Raw genomic sequence first — 16,647 nt, forward strand, 5'->3', positions numbered from 1 at the left:
CCAAGGGGAAATCCCCCCCCCCCCCCCCGGGGGGGGGGGGGGGGGGGGGGGGGAGGCACTGCGTGGAGTCTTGGGAGAGGCACGCCGCGCGTCCCCCTCACCCTCCCCTCTCCCCGGGGGGGAGAGGGTTTGCTTCCCGATTGAGGCGCTTTCCCGTCGCCACATCGTCCAGCTCGCGCGGTGGTGCGCGTGGCAAATCGCCACGGCCAGAGCGTCGGCGGCGTCCGGGCTGCCGATCTCGCAGCCGGGCAGCAGCAGGCGCACCATCGTCTGGACCTGCGCCTTCTCGGCGCGGCCCTGACCGACGACCGCTTTCTTCACCATGTTGTTGGCGTATTCCGCCACCGCCAGGCCGGCCTGGGCCGGCACAAGCAGGGCCACGGCGCGGGCCTGCCCCAGCTTCAGAGTGGACACCGCGTTGCTGTTGACGAAGGTCTCCTCAACCGCCGCCTCGTCGGGGCGGTAGCGCTCCACCACCGCCGACAGCGCGTCGTGGAGCTGCACCAGCCGCTCGGCCAGCGGGCAGGAATCGTCGGAATGCACGGCGCCGTCGGCGACGTGGCTCAGGCGGTTGCCCGCCACGTCGATGATGCCCCAGCCGGTGTGGCGCAGGCCGGGGTCGATCCCCAGCAGCCGCACCGGCGAAGGCACCGCCGCCTCAGTTCGTCCTGCCCGCGCAAACACGGCACCCGCACTCCGCCTGCAAGACCAGCGTTCAGCTTACGCGGTCAGCTTCTGCATCAGCTCGTCGGAGATGTCGAAGTTGCCTTCGACCACCTGGACGTCGTCGTTGTCCTCCAGCACGTCCAGCAGCTTCAGCAGGCTGGCCGCGGCATCCTCGGACGGGGCGACGGTGTTCAGCGGACGCCAAGTCAGACGCGCGCTCTCGGCACCGCCGAACTTGGCCTCCAGCGCGTCGCGCACGGCGCCAAAATTCTCGACCGTGGTGGTGACCTCGTGGCCGTTCTCGTCGGACTCGACGTTGTCGGCACCGGCCTCCAGCGCCACCTCGAACACGGCGTCGGCATCCGCCGCGGCGGCCGGGTAATAGATCGCGCCGATGCGGCTGAACATGAAGCTGACCGAGTTGGTCTCGCCCAGGCTGCCGCCATACTTGGTGAAGCTGGAGCGCACTTCCGCGGCGGTGCGGTTGCGGTTGTCGGTCAGCGCCTCGACGATCAGCGCGACGCCGCCGGGGCCGTAGCCCTCGTACCGAACCTCTTCATAGTTCGCGTCGTCGCCGCCGCCGGGCGTGCCCTGCTTGATGGCGCGGTCGATGCGGTCGCGCGGCATGTTCTGCGCGCGTCCGGCCAGGATGGCGGCGCGCAGGCGCGGGTTGGCCGCCGGGTCGGGCAGACCGCTCTTGGCGGCGACGGTGATCTCGCGGGCGAGCTTGTTGAAGATCTTGGACCGCTTGGCGTCCTGCGCGCCCTTGCGGTGCATGATGTTCTTGAACTGGGAATGACCGGCCATGGGTCGAACGAGCCTCGAAACGGAAAATGGTCAATCGGGCGGGGTGAGCGCACGACACATGTAACAGGTCTGCCGCCCCACCGCACCTTTTCGGCGCGGGAGACGACACCCACGGGATTAGAAAGTCAATATGGCGAGATTGCGGCGCGGCCGGGGTCCCAGCAGAGACTCTATGCCGAGGTCACCTCAGCCCGTGCCCATTGGCAGGCCAGAATGCGGGGTCGAGCAGTTCCCCTACGCCATAGGGGCAGTCGCGGGGGAGATCCTGGTCGTACAGCCCGTCGCACTCCAGCCCCATCAGCGCCTCTTCGCGCCCGCCGCTCCAGGCGTCCGGCAGAACCTCGTCCAGGCGCGCCTTTAGGCTGGGGCTGTCCTTCAGCAGCCGCGCCAAGGACAGGCGCTGCTGGCGAACCGACCGCTTCCATCCCTCGCGCGGCCCTTCGGCCGGCGAAAGTTCGAGCTTCAGCAGATGCTCGATTACCCGTATCAGCCGGCTGAGAAGTTCCCGGCGGTCACGCCCACCCATGCTCTCGATTTCCTCGGCGAGGTTCTCCCAGTCGAGCGGCAGGTTGGTTCCCGACGCTGCCGCCTCGCGCAGGCGGGCTGCCTGCTCGATCGCCCAGGCGTAGAAATCCTCATCATGCTTCGCATGGAAGCCCATGACACTGCGCTCCGGCTATTGCATCCGTTCCGGCAAAGTCTGGCTCAGCCGCCCGCCGATGCGCAATGGCTCGATGCGGACCGCCAGCCCGGTGCGGTCGTCGGTCTCGACGTAGCAGCCGCAGACGGTGCCCTCCCCTTCCGCCGGGGACAGCCGCTCGGTCGGCAGCTTCCGCACCATCTTGGCCAGCGCCACCTCCTTCTTCATGCCGATGGCGCTGTCGTAATCGCCGCACATGCCGGCGTCCGACTGATAGGCGGTGCCCTTCGGCAGGACCATGTGGTCGGCGGTCGGCACATGGCTGTGGGTGCCCACCACCAGCGAGGCGCGGCCGTCGCAGAAATGGCCCATGATCATCTTCTCGCTGGTCGCCTCGCCATGCATGTCGACCAGCACGGCATCGACGCCCCCCGGCCCGAGGCGATGCGCCTTCAGCACCCGGTCCACCGCGGCGAAGGGGTCGTCCATCGGCTCCATGAACAGGCGCAGCAGCACGTTGATGACCAGCACCTTGCGCCCGCCGCGCGCCTGCAACAGGACGAATCCGCGGCCGGGCGTGCCCTCTGGGTAATTCAGCGGGCGGATGATGCGCGGCTGCTGTTCGATGGTGGAAACCAGTTCTTTCTGGTCCCAGGTGTGGTTGCCCAGCGTCACCACGTCAATGCCGGCCTCGAAGAACTCCTCGGCGATCTTGACGGTCACACCGTAGCCGCCGGCCGAATTCTCGCCATTCACCACGGTCAGGTCGGGGTCCAGCTTCTCGCGCAGCATCGGCATGTGCGCCAGCACCGCCTCGCGCCCGGCCCGGCCCACCACATCGCCGAAGAACAGAATCCGCATCGCCCCAACCTTCCCGAATAACTCACTTATGAATGCGGAGCGTCTCGCGCTCCGTCACGATCCAGTCCAGCCGCTCGTCATGGCCGTCCACCGGCACCGCCGGCATTTCCTGCGCGGCGAAGGCCACGCCGACCGCGATCACCGCGCCGCCGTCGCGCAGGGCATCCAGCGTCCGATCATAATAGCCGGCGCCATAGCCCAGCCGATGGCCGGAGCGGTCGAAGGCCAGCAGCGGTACCAGCAGCAGAGACGGCCGCAGCACCGCGCGCCCCTCCGCCGGCTCCCGGATGCCATAGCGGCCGACCACCATCGGCGCCTGCGGGTCCCAGTCGCGGAAGACCAGCGCGGTCCCGCGCGGCCCCGACACCGGCAGGCCGACGGAGTGACCAAGTCTCTTAAGATGGAGCAAAGCCGGCCGCGCGTCGAGTTCCGAGCCGAGCGGCCAATATCCCCCAGCGTCGCCGCGCGGCAGATGGCCGTCGCGCGCCAGTTCGGCGATGCGGTCGCGCACGGCGGTCGAGGCGAGGGAGCGGTCGGAGTCGGCGATGGCGTCGCGCCGGGCGCGCGCCTCGCGTCGGGCGGCGTCCTTGGCTTGCGGATCGGTCATCGCGGACTGCGTGCGGAGAGAAAAGGGTGGAAGGCGCCGCCTCGGCCGGTGGCCATGTGCCTATCCTCCATGGCCTGCATGAGCAGGTGGGCGCCGTGTACCCGGCCCAATGGGCCGGACAGGGACAGCTCCCTAGAGATCAAGGTTATCGGCCCTGGGGATTATTGCAGCCTGTCGAACCAGGCAGCGGTCCTTCCGTGTACCAATCTAGGCGCGCTCGAGCCGCGCGGCAACCTCTTCGATGCGTTTTGCCACACGATCGAGTTCGCCGACCACCGCGCCCTCGTCCACGGCAGGCGCGATGCCCTTGCCGGACATCACGTCCTGCAACTCGTCGGCCAGCACCAGACAGGTCATCAGCATCATCTGCGCCTCCGACCCGCTGCGCCCGCCGCCGGTCAGCCGGCGCAGCCGGTCGTCGACATAGGCCGCCAGTTCCCGCAGACGCGCTTCCTGACCGTCCTCGCACAGCATGCGATAGAAGCGGCCGTTCACTTCGATATCGACCTGGGCCATGGCGTCAGCTCTCCAGCACTTGTTGCAGTCGGGCGATGGCGACCTCCAGCCGCTGGGACACCGCCTCCGCGGTGGCCTGGGCGGTCGCCCGGTCCGCCCGCGCGGTCTCCAGCGCCTGCGACAAGTCCTGTTCGCGCCGGACCACCCGCTCATCGCGGGCCGTCGCGGCATGTTCCAGCCGGTCCACGGCGCGGCCGAGACGGTCGAGAGCGGCTTTCAGGGAATCCATGGACGTCAACCTCGACCTGTGGGCACGTCATGTTCGCCGGACATCGGTCCCGCCCCGGCTGTCGCCAAGCCGAACCGCTGCCTTATCGGAGCGCCTAGAGTTGGGCCGGCACGCCGACCGCGTCAACCGTCACGACGGACTCTTCCACCGAATGCCCATACGGAATACCGGGGCGTGACGGAAGGCCGCAGCGGATGCGACAGTGACGAAACAAAGCCGGACGGCGCGCTTCCCACACGGAAGAGGGGCCTCTGCCATACCATTTCCTACCCCATTCCCATGTTGACCTGCGGACGGCGGTTCTGCATGGTGCGCCCGTTTCGCGGCGCCTTTCGGGGCGACCGCGCAACGTCCGTTGCCGACGCCGCAACCGCGCCCGACTCCGCAGGAAACGCCAGATGTCCGCTGCCTCCGCCCAGCCCTCCCTCCACACGATGGCCAGCGCGATCCGCGCGCTCTCCATGGACGCGGTCGAGGCCGCGAAGTCCGGCCACCCGGGCATGCCGATGGGCATGGCCGACGTTGCCACGGTCCTGTTCACCCAGTACCTGAAGTTCGATCCGAAGAACCCGTCCTGGCCCGACCGCGACCGCTTCGTGCTGTCGGCCGGCCACGGCTCGATGCTGATCTACTCGCTGGCCTACCTGACCGGCTACGAGCGGATGACCATCGACGAGATCAAGCGCTTCCGCCAGCTGGGCAGCCTGACCCCCGGCCACCCGGAAGTCGATCCCAGCCTGGGCATCGAGATGACCACCGGTCCGCTGGGCCAGGGCGTCTCCACCGCCGTCGGCATGGCGCTGGCGGAGCGGATCACCAACGCCCGCTTCGGCGACGAGCTGATCGACCATTACACCTACGTCATCGCCTCGGACGGCGACCTGATGGAGGGCGTCAGCCACGAGGCCTGCTCGCTGGCCGGCCATCTCGGGCTGAACCGCCTGATCGTGCTGTGGGACGACAACCACATCTCCATCGACGGCTCGACCGACCTCAGCTTCACCGACGACACCCAGGCGCGCTTCCGCTCCTACGGCTGGAACACCATCGCCGTCGACGGCCACGACACCGACGCGGTGTCGAAGGCCATCGCCCAGGCCCGCACCTCCACCGACAAGCCGACGCTGATCGCCTGCCGCACCATCATCGGCAAGGGCGCGCCGAACAAGGCCAACACCCACGGCTGCCACGGTTCGCCGCTGGGCGCCGACGAGGTCGCCGCGACCCGCACCGCCATCGGCTGGACCCATGAGCCCTTCGTCGTTCCCGACGAGGTTCTGTCGGCCTGGCGTGCCGCGGGCACCCGCAGCGCCGACGCCTACGCCGCCTGGACCGGCCGCCGCGCCACCCTGACCGAAGGTGCCGGCAAGGCGTTCGACGAGGCCTTCGGCCGTGGCGTTCCCTCTGCGCTCACCGACACCATCGTCGCCTTCAAGCAGAAGGTCAGCGCCGAGAAGCCGAGCTGGGCGACCCGCGTCGCCTCCGGCAACACGCTGGAAGTTCTGGTCCCGGCGATCCACGAGCTGATCGGCGGCTCCGCCGACCTGACGCCGTCGAACAACACCAAGGTCAAGAACACCGCCGACGTGAAGGGCAAGGGCGAGTTCGCCGGCCGTTACGTCCGTTACGGCGTGCGCGAGCACGGCATGGCGACGCTGATGAACGGCATGACGCTGCATGGCGGCATCATCCCCTACGGCGGCACCTTCATGCAGTTCGCCGACTATTGCCGTCCGTCGATCCGTCTGGCCGCGCTGATGAAGCAGCGCACCATCTTCGTGATGACCCACGACTCGATCGGCCTCGGCGAAGACGGCCCGACCCACCAGCCGGTCGAGCATCTGGCGGCGCTCCGCGCCATCCCGAACCTGCTGGTCCTGCGCCCGGCCGACGCGGTCGAGACCGCCGAATGCTGGCAGATCGCGCTTGAGGCCACCGGCAGCCCGTCGGTCCTGGCGCTGACCCGTCAGAACGTGCCGACCCTGCGCACCGAGCATACGGCCGAGAACCTGTCCGCCCGCGGCGCCTACGTCCTGGCCGAGGCCGAGGGCGAGCGCAAGGCGACCATCCTCGCCACCGGTTCGGAAGTGTCGCTGGCGATGGAGGCCCGCAAGGCCCTGCAAGCTCAGGGCATCGGCACCGCCGTAGTGTCTATGCCGAGTTGGGAACTGTTCGAGCGTCAGGACGACGCTTACAAGGCTTCCGTCCTCGGCAGCGGCGTGCGCGTCGGCGTCGAGGCGGCGATCCGTCTGGGCTGGGACCGCTGGCTGGGCGCGAACGGCGCCTTCGTCGGCATGGCCGGCTTTGGCGAATCGGCGCCGTACCAGGAACTGTACAAGCACTTCGGCATCACCGCCGAAGCGGTCGTGGACGCCGTTAAGGCGCGTCTCTGAGAGAAGCCGAAGGGGCGTCCGGCCGATTTTTGGGCGCCCAATATCCAACTGGAGGAAGTCATGGCTGTACGGGTAGCGATCAACGGTTTTGGCCGCATCGGCCGTCTGGTTCTGCGCGCCATCTACGAGAGCGGCCGCAAGGACGTGGAGGTCGTGGCGATCAACGATCTCGCCGATCTGAAGGCCAACGCGCACCTGCTGAAGTACGACAGCGTCCACGGCCGCTTCCCCGGCACCATCGAGACCGGCGAGGGCGTGCTGATCGTCAACGGCCACTCCATCAAGGTCGTGCAGGAGCGTGACCCGGCCAAGCTGCCGTGGAAGGATCTGGGCGTCGAGATCGCCATGGAATGCTCGGGCATCTTCACCAAGCGCGCCGACGCCGCCAAGCATCTGGAAGCCGGTGCGCAGAAGGTCCTGATCTCGGCCCCGGCCACCGACGAGGACATCACGGTCGTCTACGGCGTCAACCATGACAAGCTGACCGCCGAGCACAAGATCGTTTCCAACGCTTCCTGCACCACCAACTGCCTGGCCCCGGTCGCGCATGTCCTCCACAACCTGGTGGGCATCGAGAAGGGCTTCATGACCACGATCCACTCCTACACGGGTGACCAGCGGATCGTCGACACCAACCACAAGGACCTGCATCGCGCCCGCGCTGCCGCCCTGAACATGATCCCGACCTCCACCGGTGCCGCCAAGGCCGTCGGCAAGGTCCTGCCGGAACTGAAGGGCAAGCTGGACGGCACCGCCATGCGCGTGCCCACCCCGAACGTGTCGGTAGTCGACTTCAAGTTCACCGCCAAGCGCGCCACCTCGGTCGAGGAGATCACCAAGGCGATCTCCGATGCCGCCAACGGCCCGCTGAAGGGCGTGCTTGAGGCCTACACCGAGGATCTGGTTTCGACCGACTTCAACCACGACCCGCACAGCTCGATCTTCGCGCTGAACGAGACCAAGGTCATCGACGGCAACTTCGTCCGCATCATGACCTGGTACGACAATGAGTGGGGCTTCTCCAACCGCATGAGCGACACCGCCGTCGCCATGGCGAACGCCAAGTAAGCCTCGCTTACCCAAGAAAAAGGCGCCTTCCCGTGGGAAGGCGCCTTTTTTGTTTTCAGCGACCGCCGGCTCTCAAGCCGCCCGCACCGTCGCCAGGAAGTCGCCGACCTTCGCATTCAACCCGGCCGCCTCGCTGGTCAGTTTGCCCAGCGCCTCGACCAGTTCGCGGGCGGTGCGGCCACTCTCTTCGGACGCTGCGGTGACGCCGGAGATGCTGGACGACACCTCGCCGGTGCCGGACGCCGCCTGCTGGACCGAGCGGGAGATCTCCGCCGTGGCGGCGTTCTGCTGGTCGACCGCGGCGGAGATCGTCGTGGCGATGGTGCTCAGCCGCTCGATCACCGCCGACACCTTCTGGATTTCCGTCACCGCCTGACCGGTCACCATCTGGATGCCGCTCATCTGGCCGCCGATCTCGTCGGTGGCCTTGGCCGTCTGGTTGGCCAGCGCCTTCACCTCGCTCGCCACCACGGCGAATCCCTTGCCGGCCTCGCCCGCCCGCGCCGCCTCGATGGTGGCGTTGAGCGCCAGCAGGTTGGTCTGCCCGGCGATGGAGTTGATCAGCCCGACGACCGCGCCGATCCGCTCGACCGCTTCGGCGAGGCTGCCGATGCGGCCGGTCGCCTCCTGCGCCATGCCGACCGCCTCGCCGGCGACGCGGCTGGCTTCCGACACCTGCCGGCCGATCTCGACGATGGAGCAGGACAGTTCTTCCGACGCGGCGGCGACGGTCTGCACGTTCGCGGCGGTTCCGTCGCTGGCGCTCGCCACGATCCCGGCGAGATGGCTGGTCTGCTCCGCAGCGTGCGACATCGCCCGAACCTTCTGCCCCAGCGCATCGGTCGTGGTGGAGACGGAACGGATCATGCCGCCCACCGTACCCTCGAATTGCGCGGCCAGCCGGTCCATCGCCTGCCGCTTCTCCTCCACCGCCCGGCGCGCGGCCTCTGCCTGTTCGGCCTCCAGCCGGCGGCTGGCTTCGGCGTTGACCCGGAAGACCTGGACCGCCCGGCCCATGTCGCCCAGCTCGTCGCCGCTCCCGGTCTCCGGAATGGTGACCGACAGGTTGCCGTCGGCAAGCGAGCGCATGGCGTCGGACAGGCGGCGGATGCGCCGGCTGATCGAGTTGCCGACCAGCGCGATCAGCGCCACCACCGGCAGGGCCAGCCCGCCGACGATGGCCACCATGGTCCACAGGCTGCGGGAGAAGCGGGCATCCAGATCGTCGATATAGACGCCGGTCCCGATTGCCAGCTGCCAGGGCTCGAACATCTTCACATAGCTGAGCTTGGGGAAGGGCTGGTCGCCGCCGGCCTTGGGATAGCTGTAGGCGACGAAGCCCTCGCCCTTGGCCTTGGCGGTGTCGACCATCTCGCGTGTGAAGAAGACGCCGTTGGCATCCTTCTGGTCGCGCTGATCCTTGCCGATCACGTCGGGACGGACGGGATGGATGACGCTGTGGTAGCCGGTATCAAGGACGAAGATATAGTCCTTGCCGTTGTAGAACATCGTGTTGATGTTGGCCTTGAAGCGCTCGAACGCCTGATCGTGGGTCAGCCGGCCGGCCTTGACCTCGGCCTCGTAGCCGGTCGCCAGACCATGAGCGGTCTGCACGACGGAGCGCAGGGCTTCCTTCCGATCCTCCAGCGTGCTGCGCTGGTTCAACCACAGCGCGGCGGCGGCAAGCGCGACACTGACGGCCCCGGCCAGCACGACCAGTGTCCACAGCTTAGTTCGCAGAGTCAGTTTCAGTCCGCTCATGAGGAAGTCCCCCTTTAGATCGGGGACCTCACAGCAAGGACGATGCCAATCGTAATACGGGATGGAGCCGTTGCTCTGCTATGATTGGGCGAACGCACAATCCAAGCGTTTCGCAAAACCCACGCCCCCTCGCACGCAAGCTGCGTTGCGTTTTGCGAAAAATCATCCGGCCTTCACATTGGTCACGCCGGCGGCACGGCCCAGGCACTCGGCGATCCAGGCCGACACGCTCTTGCCCTCCCGCGCGGCGCAGTCGGCGACGGCGCGGTGCAGGATGGGGTTGATGCGGATGGCCAGCCGTCCGGAGAAGGGTTGTTCGCCCTCGCCCCCCATATCGCAGGACAGATCGAGGTAATCATCGACCGCCCGCCGGAAGGAGTCCCGCAATTCGTCCACAGAGCGGCCGGAAAAGGTGATGCCGTCGTGGGTGTTGATGACCTCGCCGACAAAGACGCCCGCGTCGTTGTCGAAGTCGATCTGGGCCTTGTAACCCTTGTATTCCATCATGGCGGCATTCCCGGGGGAGGTATTCCAATGAAACGGACGCCGGTGCCCCGGCCTGCTGTCCGTTGTGACTGACCATACTCCGGGACCGCGATCGCAGGGTTTGACCTGCCTCAATTCTCTCAATCGGCTGAAGGCTGGAGCCCCATCGTCCCCACCGCTAGAGTGTCCGCCCAGCCGCCACCCTGCCCTGCCCCGCCGCCGCCCATGACCGCCGCCCCGCAGATCCCCCCGCCCCTCCTCCGCCCCGTCCTGGTCCGCGGCCTCGCCGACGCGCTGGTTGCCGCCGCAGCGGCCGACTCGGCCGGTGTCGCCCTCGCCCTGATGGCGCCGCCGGCAGGCGGGACGCTGTGGCTGCTCGGCCTGATCGGACGGGTGCGCCGGGCCCATCCCGGCCTGGGGGTGACCGGCCTGCTCGACTGCGGCGACCGCGCCGGCGAGGCGCAGGGGGCGTTGGCCGCCGGGGTGCCGGCCCTGCTGTTCACCGGCGGAACGGCAGCGGCGGACCGTCTGGCGGCCATCGCCGCAGCCCACGGCGCCGTGCTGCTGACCACCTGCCCATCCCTGCTCGACCTTGCCGCCGAAAGTCATGGCTCCACCCGACCGGTCCTGCTGGAGGCGCTATGCCGCGACTGGCTGACGCGGGCCGACGTTTGGGCCGAAAGTCATGCCGAGGGTTAGGTCCGGACTACCGCTTTTTCGCACAGCCTCACCGCGCAAAGGTGGTGTAACGTCACCTTAGGATATTTTTGTGACACAGCACCCTCCCTCCGATGCCGGAAGAGCCACCCATGAGCATCACCTCCCTGACCACGCCGGATCAGACCATCGCGCAACCGCACCATCCGGGGCAGGCCGCAAACGGCCGGGCATCCGACCGGATGGGGAACAGTCCGGCTCCCCGGCCGGAGAAGATGCGCGGCCTGCGGCTGGTCGCCGTCTGGGTCGGGTTGACCGCCGGCTCCTGGGCGGTGCTGGGCGGGGCCGGATACGGCCTCTACACCGTGGTCAGTTCTCTTCTGCCGTAACCCCTCCGGCCGAGCCGTTCCACCCCCCGCGGGTTTCCCCCCGCCGCAGGCCCTAGGCCGTTCAGGCGTGGCAAATGGCCGCTTTATGCCCCTCCCGCCGTTGCAAAGCGGGCCAATCCGGGCTAAGACGGCGCCATTTCCAAGAATGCCCCAGGGGAAGAGCCACAATGAAGCTCACGCGCCGCGTCAAAGACATTCTCGCCAACTACGAGAGCGACAATCCCGGCACCAAGGCGAACCTCGCCCGCATCCTGATGGAAGGCAAGCTCGGCGGCACCGGCAAGCTGGTGATCCTGCCGGTCGACCAGGGCTTCGAGCATGGTCCGGCCCGCAGCTTCGGCCCGAACGAGCCGGGCTATGACCCGCACTACCACTACCAGCTGGCCATCGACGCAGGCTGCAACGCCTACGCCGCTCCCCTGGGCTCGCTGGAGGCCGGCGCCGGCACCTTCGCCGGGTCGATCCCGCTGATCCTGAAGATGAACAGCGCCAACTCGCTGTCCACCCAGAAGGAAGCCGCCGACCAGGCCGTCACCGCCTCGGTCCAGGACGCGCTGCGCATCGGCGCCTCGGCCATCGGCTTCACCATCTATCCCGGCTCCGACGCCATGTACTCCCAGTACGAGGAGTTCCGCGAGCTGTCGAAGGAGGCCAAGTCCTACGGCCTCGCCACCGTGCTGTGGTCCTATCCGCGCGGCGGCGCCGTCACCAAGGACGGCGAGCTGGCCATCGACGTGATCGGCTACGCCGCCCACATGGCCGCTCTGCTGGGCGCCCACATCATCAAGGTGAAGCTGCCGTCGGCCCATCTGGAGCAGCCGGAAGCCAAGAAGGTCTACGAGTCGAAGAACATCCCGATCGCCACCCAGGCGGAGCGGGTGAAGCACATCATGCAGTGCGCCTTCAACGGCCGCCGCATCGTGGTCTTCTCCGGCGGCGCCACCAAGGGCGAGGACGCGGTGTTCGAGGACGCCCGCGCCATCCGTGACGGCGGCGGCAACGGCTCGATCATCGGCCGCAACGCCTTCCAGCGCCCGCGCGAGGATGCCCTCAAGCTGCTCGACCGGATCATGAAGATCTACCAGGGCCGGGAGTAACACTTGGCCAAGGGAAAGCCGACGCAGGCGGAACCTGCCGCCTGCCGACTGTACCTCGTGACGCCGCCGGCCCTGGAGCCGGCGGCGTTCGCGCCGCTTCTGGAGGAAGCGCTGGATGCAGGCGACGTCGCCTGCGTGCAGCTCCGCCTCAAGGACTGCTCAGAGGACGACATCCGCCGCGCCTGCGACATCCTGCGCCCGATCGCGCAGGAGCGTGAGGTCGCCTTCATCCTGAATGACCATCCGCGCCTCGCGCGGGAGGCGGGCTGCGATGGCGTCCATGTCGGCCAGACCGACACCCCCTATCGCGATGCCCGCAAGATCGTCGGCAACGACGCCATCGTCGGCGTCACCTGCCACGACAGCCGCCATCTCGCCATGATCGCCGGCGAGGAAGGGGCGGACTACGTCGCTTTCGGCGCCTTCTTCCCCACCAGCACCAAGACGGCCGAATACAAGGCCGAGCCGGAGTTGCTGAGCTGGTGGTCGGAGCTGATGGAGGTTCCCTGTGTCGCCATCGGCGGCATCACCGCCGAGAATTGCGCGCCGCTGGTCACCGCGGGCGCCGATTTCCTGGCCGTGGTCAACGCCGTCTGGGGTCATCCGCAGGGTCCCGGCGCCGGAGTCCGGGCGCTGAACGCCGCCATCGAGGCCGCACTCGCCGGTTAGGCCGGCCGATTACCTGGACGTCCCCAAAATCATGGACCTTCTGACGCCCGAGTCGCTGGGCATCCTGTTCGCCGTCGGCCTGCTGGCAGGCTTCGTCGATGCGATCGCCGGCGGCGGCGGTCTGCTGACCATTCCGGCCCTGCTGGCCGCGGGCATGTCCCCGGCCGAGGCGCTGGCCACCAACAAGCTGCAGTCCAGCTTCGGCTCGCTGTCCGCCACCATCAAGTTCGTCCGCCGCGGCGAGGTCCATCCCGGCGCCATGCGCACGATGATCCTCTGCACCTTCATCGGCGCCGCCATCGGCGCCACCCTGGTGCAGATGCTGGACGCCAGCTTCCTGCGCGACGTCATCCCGATCCTGCTGATCGGCATCGCCATCTATCTGCTGCTGTCGCCCAAGGCCGGCGACGTCGACGCCCACCAGCGCATCGGCGAACATGCCTTCGCGCTCAGCATCGGCACCGGCATCGGCTTCTACGACGGCTTCTTTGGGCCGGGCACCGGCACCTTCTTCGCCATCGCCTTCGTCTCGCTGCTGGGCCACAACCTGCGCAAGGCGACCGCCCACACCAAGGTGCTGAACCTGACCAGCAATGTCGCTTCACTGCTGTTCTTCATCGTCGGCGGCCACGTGCTGTGGGCGGTCGGGCTGCTGATGGGGGTCGGACAGTATATCGGCGCCCAGCTCGGCGCCCACATGGTGATCCGCAACGGCGCCCGAGTCGTGCGTCCGATGCTGGTGGTCGCCTCCATCGTCATCACCGCCAAGCTGGTGTGGACCGACGAGCACAACATTCTGCGCGAGCTGTTCGCCGCTGCCGCCGCCTGGATCGTCTGACGGCCGTCACCCGCCGACCCTCTTCGGGTTATCGCCTACGACAATTCGCCGCACCATTGCGCCCCGGCCGGGTTACCCCCGGCCGGCGGGCGGCATTCTCCCGTGCGTGCACATCTTTTCCCCTGCCGCTTTCCACCCGGGTTCGGAAAATTGTTTACTGAGCCAACAAAAAGTGGTGCGCGCCCCTTTACGTAAGCGTCAGTTTGTGTATCATTGCGTCAATAACACAATTTGGGGAAGGAACCATGTCTCCGACGACGCTCAAGACACGCCTGCTGACCGCCGCTGCCGCCATCGCGGTGACCGCACCGTTCGTGACCGCCTCGACCGCGCTTGCCGCCGGTTTCGCGTTGAAGGAGCAGAGCGTATCGGGCCAGGGCACCGCCTATGCTGGCGTGACCGCCGGCGGCAACGGCGATGCCAGTTCGATGTTCTACAATCCGGCCACCATGGGTCTGGTGACCGGAACCGAGTTGGTGCAGACCGCCACCGGCGTCATCGTGAAGTCGAAGGTCGATGGCGCCAGCGCCACCCGCGCCCGGCGGCTGGGCGGCACCGCGATCAGCGGCAATGCCTCGCCCGGCGACATCGCGCAGGATGCCCTGGTTCCGGCTGGTTACTTCGTCTACTCGATCAGCGACGACCTGAAGGTCGGCCTGTCGGCCAACGGCCCCTGGGGTCTGGTCACCGACTATGGCGACAGCTGGATCGGCCGCTATCACGGCATCCGGTCCGACCTGCGCACCTACAATTTCGCGCCGTCGGTGTCCTACCGCATCAACCCGATGATCACCATCGGCGGCGGCGTTCAAATTCAGTATGCCAAGGCCAAGCTGTCGCAGGCCTCCGACTTCGGCGCCAGCCGCCTCGGCCGTCCCGGCGCGCTCGACGTCAAGAGCGATGTGACCGGTGACGATTGGGGCTGGGGCTTCACGCTCGGCGCCCTGATCGAACCGGTGAAGGGCACCCGCGTCGGCCTCGCCTACCGCTCGGCGGTCAAGCACACGCTGACCGGCGACATCTCCTTCACCGGCCTGCCGGCCCCGCTCGCCGGCGCCCTGCCCGCCCAGAGCGCCAGCGCCGACCTGACCACGCCGGACATCGCCTCCATCGGCCTGTACCACGAGGTCAACGACCGCTGGGCGGTGATGGCCGACGTGCAGTGGACCAACTGGTCGCGCTTCAAGGAACTGCGCGTCAACATCGCCAACCCGGCGCTCACCTCCGTCACGGAAGAGCATTGGAAGGACAGCTGGTATTACGCGCTCGGCACCTCCTACAAGGTGACCGACAAGCTGACGCTGCGCGGCGGCGTCGCCTTCGACAAGGGGTCTGTCGACGTCGATTACCGCACGCCCCGCATTCCGGAGCAGAACCGCTACTGGCTTTCGGTCGGCGCCGGCTATCAGGTCACCGACAGCCTGCGCGTCGACGCCGCCTATTCGCACGTCTTCATCCCGAAGACCTCGGTCGCCCTCACCGACGACCTGACCGGCCCCGAAGCCGGCCGCGGCAACCTGAATGTGGACTACAAGAACAGCATCGACCTGATCGGCCTGCAGGCGAAGTTCACGTTCTAAGGGAACCTACCCTCTCACCTACCAAAGATCCCCTCTCCCCCCGGGGAGAGGGAGATTCCATCCCCTAAACCCCCGCCACCGGCAGCCACAGCACCTGTTCGATGCTCTCAGCCCCGCTGCACAGCATCGCCAGCCGGTCGAAGCCCATGGCGATGCCGCTGCTCTGCGGCATGCCGTGCTCCAGCGCGGCGAGGAAATCCTCGTCCACCGGGAAGCGTTCGCCATAGAGCCTCTCCTTCAACGCCATGTCGGCCTCGAAGCGGGCGCGCTGCACCGCAGGATCGGTCAGTTCGCCGAAGGCGTTCGCCAGTTCCAGCCCGCAGGCATACAGCTCGAACCGTTCCGCCAGCCGGGGGTCTTCCGGCTTCGGCCGCGACAGCGCCGCCATGCACAGCGGATAGTCGGTCAGCACGCAGGGCACGCCCTCGCCCAGATGCGGTTCGATGCGGTCGAACATGATGCGGAAGACGATGTCCTCCCAGCGGTCGCCGTGATGGGGGGCGATGCCGATACGCGCCGCCTCCGCCGCCAGCGCCCCCGGGTCGGGATCGTGACTGCCGTCATAGGTCGCCATCAGGTCGATACCGGCATACTCCCGGAACGCCTCCGGTACGGTCAGCACCCGCCATGGCGCGAAGGGATCGCAGGTCATGCCACGGAAGCTGAACGTCCGCCGCCCGCCCGCTTCGGCGCCGGCGCACAGCAACTCGCGGCAATCGTCGATCAGCGTGCGATAGCCGTCTCCGGCGCGATACCATTCCAGCATGGAGAATTCCGGCGCATGGGTCCCCGACCGCTCGCCGTTGCGGTAGACATGCGCCAGTTGCCACAGCCGCGGCACGCCCGCGACCAGCAGCTTCTTCATGGCGAACTCGGGACTGGTGTGCAGGTACAGCGGCCGGCGGTCGTCCGGATGCGGCCCCTGCAGCTCGGTGGCGAAGGCCTGGAGATGCGGCTCCATCCCCGGCGAGACCTGCAGGGCCGGCGTGTCGACCTCGACGAAGGCCAACTCCTCGAACACGCGGCGGACGGCGTTCAGCACCCGGCCGCGCGCCGCCAGATAGGGGCGGCGGCGGGCCAGAGCCTCGGGATGCCAGGGGGGAAGGTCGCCAGAGGGAATCGAGGCGGATCGGATCGGGGCGGACATGCGGGCGCGCTCTTGATGGACGGTCGAAAGGGGTGCGGGCGCATCAGAGCACCCACGGGCGGCGTACTCAAGTCGGCTTGGCATTGGTCACAGCGGGCTGCCCGTGGTAAACTCGCCCCATCATCGCCGGACCGCCCGGATGGGACGGATGGAACACTGAACAGGGTCGGCAAAAACGTTCCAAATGTCTCGTTCCTGGAGAAATTCTAAAGTACTGCACCACGAACCGGCGAAGA

The 16,647-nt window shown here is 67.7% G+C and carries 17 protein-coding genes, 1 other RNA gene and 1 pseudogene; 8 read left to right on the forward strand and 11 right to left on the reverse strand.

Translation table 11 applies throughout. The annotated features are described in order from the left end of the window. Positions 1 to 171: 171 nt before the first annotated feature. The 8 genes and pseudogenes from ruvC to TSO5_RS29545 form a co-directional block, all read right to left on the reverse strand. A pseudogene (ruvC, locus tag TSO5_RS29510) lies at positions 172 to 639 on the reverse strand (crossover junction endodeoxyribonuclease RuvC); the annotation flags it as partial. A gap of 81 nt (positions 640 to 720) precedes the next feature. Continuing rightward, the gene (locus TSO5_RS29515; RefSeq protein ID WP_109154954.1) at positions 721 to 1,473 is read right to left on the reverse strand and encodes a YebC/PmpR family DNA-binding transcriptional regulator; all 753 of its coding nucleotides are present in this window, start codon (positions 1,471 to 1,473) and stop codon (positions 721 to 723) included. A 181-nt stretch (positions 1,474 to 1,654) separates the two neighbouring features. Further along, a complete protein-coding gene (locus TSO5_RS29520; protein WP_109154955.1) occupies positions 1,655 to 2,134 on the reverse strand; it encodes a DUF29 domain-containing protein in 480 nt (159 codons plus the stop codon). Between the two features lie 15 nt (positions 2,135 to 2,149). Then, entirely contained in the window at positions 2,150 to 2,974 is an 825-nt protein-coding gene (locus TSO5_RS29525; protein ID WP_085088810.1) for a TIGR00282 family metallophosphoesterase, read from the reverse strand. A gap of 22 nt (positions 2,975 to 2,996) precedes the next feature. Further along, positions 2,997 to 3,581: a 5-formyltetrahydrofolate cyclo-ligase gene (locus TSO5_RS29530; protein ID WP_109154956.1), complete on the reverse strand. Its 585-nt coding sequence runs from the start codon at positions 3,579 to 3,581 to the stop codon at positions 2,997 to 2,999. A gap of 29 nt (positions 3,582 to 3,610) precedes the next feature. Further along, positions 3,611 to 3,774, reverse strand: a non-coding RNA gene (gene ssrS, locus TSO5_RS29535) — 6S RNA. 14 nt (positions 3,775 to 3,788) lie between these two features. Next, positions 3,789 to 4,097 (reverse strand): cell division protein ZapA, encoded by a 309-nt coding sequence (locus tag TSO5_RS29540; protein ID WP_014247204.1) that lies wholly within the window; start codon positions 4,095 to 4,097, stop codon positions 3,789 to 3,791. Positions 4,098 to 4,101: 4 nt separating this feature from the next. Further along, on the reverse strand, positions 4,102 to 4,326 hold the full coding sequence (locus tag TSO5_RS29545; RefSeq protein ID WP_085088803.1) for a hypothetical protein: 225 nt from the start codon (positions 4,324 to 4,326) through the stop codon (positions 4,102 to 4,104). Positions 4,327 to 4,724: 398 nt separating this feature from the next. Between TSO5_RS29545 and tkt the strand changes: the two genes are divergently transcribed. Together tkt and gap are read left to right on the forward strand one after the other, a co-directional pair. Then, positions 4,725 to 6,719: a transketolase gene (tkt, locus tag TSO5_RS29550; protein WP_109154957.1), complete on the forward strand. Its 1,995-nt coding sequence runs from the start codon at positions 4,725 to 4,727 to the stop codon at positions 6,717 to 6,719. Between the two features lie 60 nt (positions 6,720 to 6,779). Beyond that, on the forward strand, positions 6,780 to 7,787 hold the full coding sequence (gap, locus tag TSO5_RS29555; protein ID WP_109154958.1) for a type I glyceraldehyde-3-phosphate dehydrogenase: 1,008 nt from the start codon (positions 6,780 to 6,782) through the stop codon (positions 7,785 to 7,787). A gap of 72 nt (positions 7,788 to 7,859) precedes the next feature. On the opposite strand, the gene TSO5_RS29560 is transcribed toward gap, so the two are convergent. Both TSO5_RS29560 and TSO5_RS29565 read right to left on the reverse strand, forming a co-directional pair. Further along, positions 7,860 to 9,548, reverse strand: a complete 1,689-nt coding sequence (locus TSO5_RS29560) for a cache domain-containing protein (RefSeq protein WP_199231061.1) — start codon at positions 9,546 to 9,548, stop codon at positions 7,860 to 7,862. Positions 9,549 to 9,710: 162 nt separating this feature from the next. After that, positions 9,711 to 10,055, reverse strand: coding sequence for a type II toxin-antitoxin system HicB family antitoxin (locus TSO5_RS29565; RefSeq protein ID WP_085088791.1), 345 nt, complete (start codon positions 10,053 to 10,055; stop codon positions 9,711 to 9,713). Positions 10,056 to 10,259: 204 nt separating this feature from the next. Between TSO5_RS29565 and TSO5_RS29570 the strand changes: the two genes are divergently transcribed. The 6 genes from TSO5_RS29570 to TSO5_RS29595 all read left to right on the forward strand — a co-directional run bounded on the left by TSO5_RS29570 (position 10,260) and on the right by TSO5_RS29595 (position 15,264). Further along, the gene (locus TSO5_RS29570) at positions 10,260 to 10,733 is read left to right on the forward strand and encodes a hypothetical protein (protein WP_109154960.1); all 474 of its coding nucleotides are present in this window, start codon (positions 10,260 to 10,262) and stop codon (positions 10,731 to 10,733) included. 110 nt (positions 10,734 to 10,843) lie between these two features. Continuing rightward, positions 10,844 to 11,080, forward strand: coding sequence for a hypothetical protein (locus tag TSO5_RS29575; RefSeq protein ID WP_247871030.1), 237 nt, complete (start codon positions 10,844 to 10,846; stop codon positions 11,078 to 11,080). 167 nt (positions 11,081 to 11,247) lie between these two features. After that, positions 11,248 to 12,177, forward strand: coding sequence for a class I fructose-bisphosphate aldolase (locus TSO5_RS29580; RefSeq protein ID WP_109154962.1), 930 nt, complete (start codon positions 11,248 to 11,250; stop codon positions 12,175 to 12,177). 3 nt (positions 12,178 to 12,180) lie between these two features. Beyond that, the gene (gene thiE, locus TSO5_RS29585; RefSeq protein WP_109154963.1) at positions 12,181 to 12,846 is read left to right on the forward strand and encodes a thiamine phosphate synthase; all 666 of its coding nucleotides are present in this window, start codon (positions 12,181 to 12,183) and stop codon (positions 12,844 to 12,846) included. A 31-nt stretch (positions 12,847 to 12,877) separates the two neighbouring features. Next, a complete protein-coding gene (locus TSO5_RS29590; protein ID WP_109154964.1) occupies positions 12,878 to 13,684 on the forward strand; it encodes a TSUP family transporter in 807 nt (268 codons plus the stop codon). A 245-nt stretch (positions 13,685 to 13,929) separates the two neighbouring features. Further along, positions 13,930 to 15,264, forward strand: coding sequence for an outer membrane protein transport protein (locus TSO5_RS29595; RefSeq protein WP_109154965.1), 1,335 nt, complete (start codon positions 13,930 to 13,932; stop codon positions 15,262 to 15,264). Between the two features lie 64 nt (positions 15,265 to 15,328). On the opposite strand, the gene epmA is transcribed toward TSO5_RS29595, so the two are convergent. Then, positions 15,329 to 16,411 carry an EF-P lysine aminoacylase EpmA gene (epmA, locus tag TSO5_RS29600; protein ID WP_109154966.1) on the reverse strand — a complete coding sequence of 361 codons (1,083 nt, stop codon included), beginning with the start codon at positions 16,409 to 16,411 and terminating at the stop codon, positions 15,329 to 15,331. Between the last annotated feature and the right edge of the window lie 236 nt (positions 16,412 to 16,647).

It is taken from the genome of Azospirillum sp. TSO5, from assembly GCF_003116065.1.
GTDB lineage: Bacteria > Pseudomonadota > Alphaproteobacteria > Azospirillales > Azospirillaceae > Azospirillum.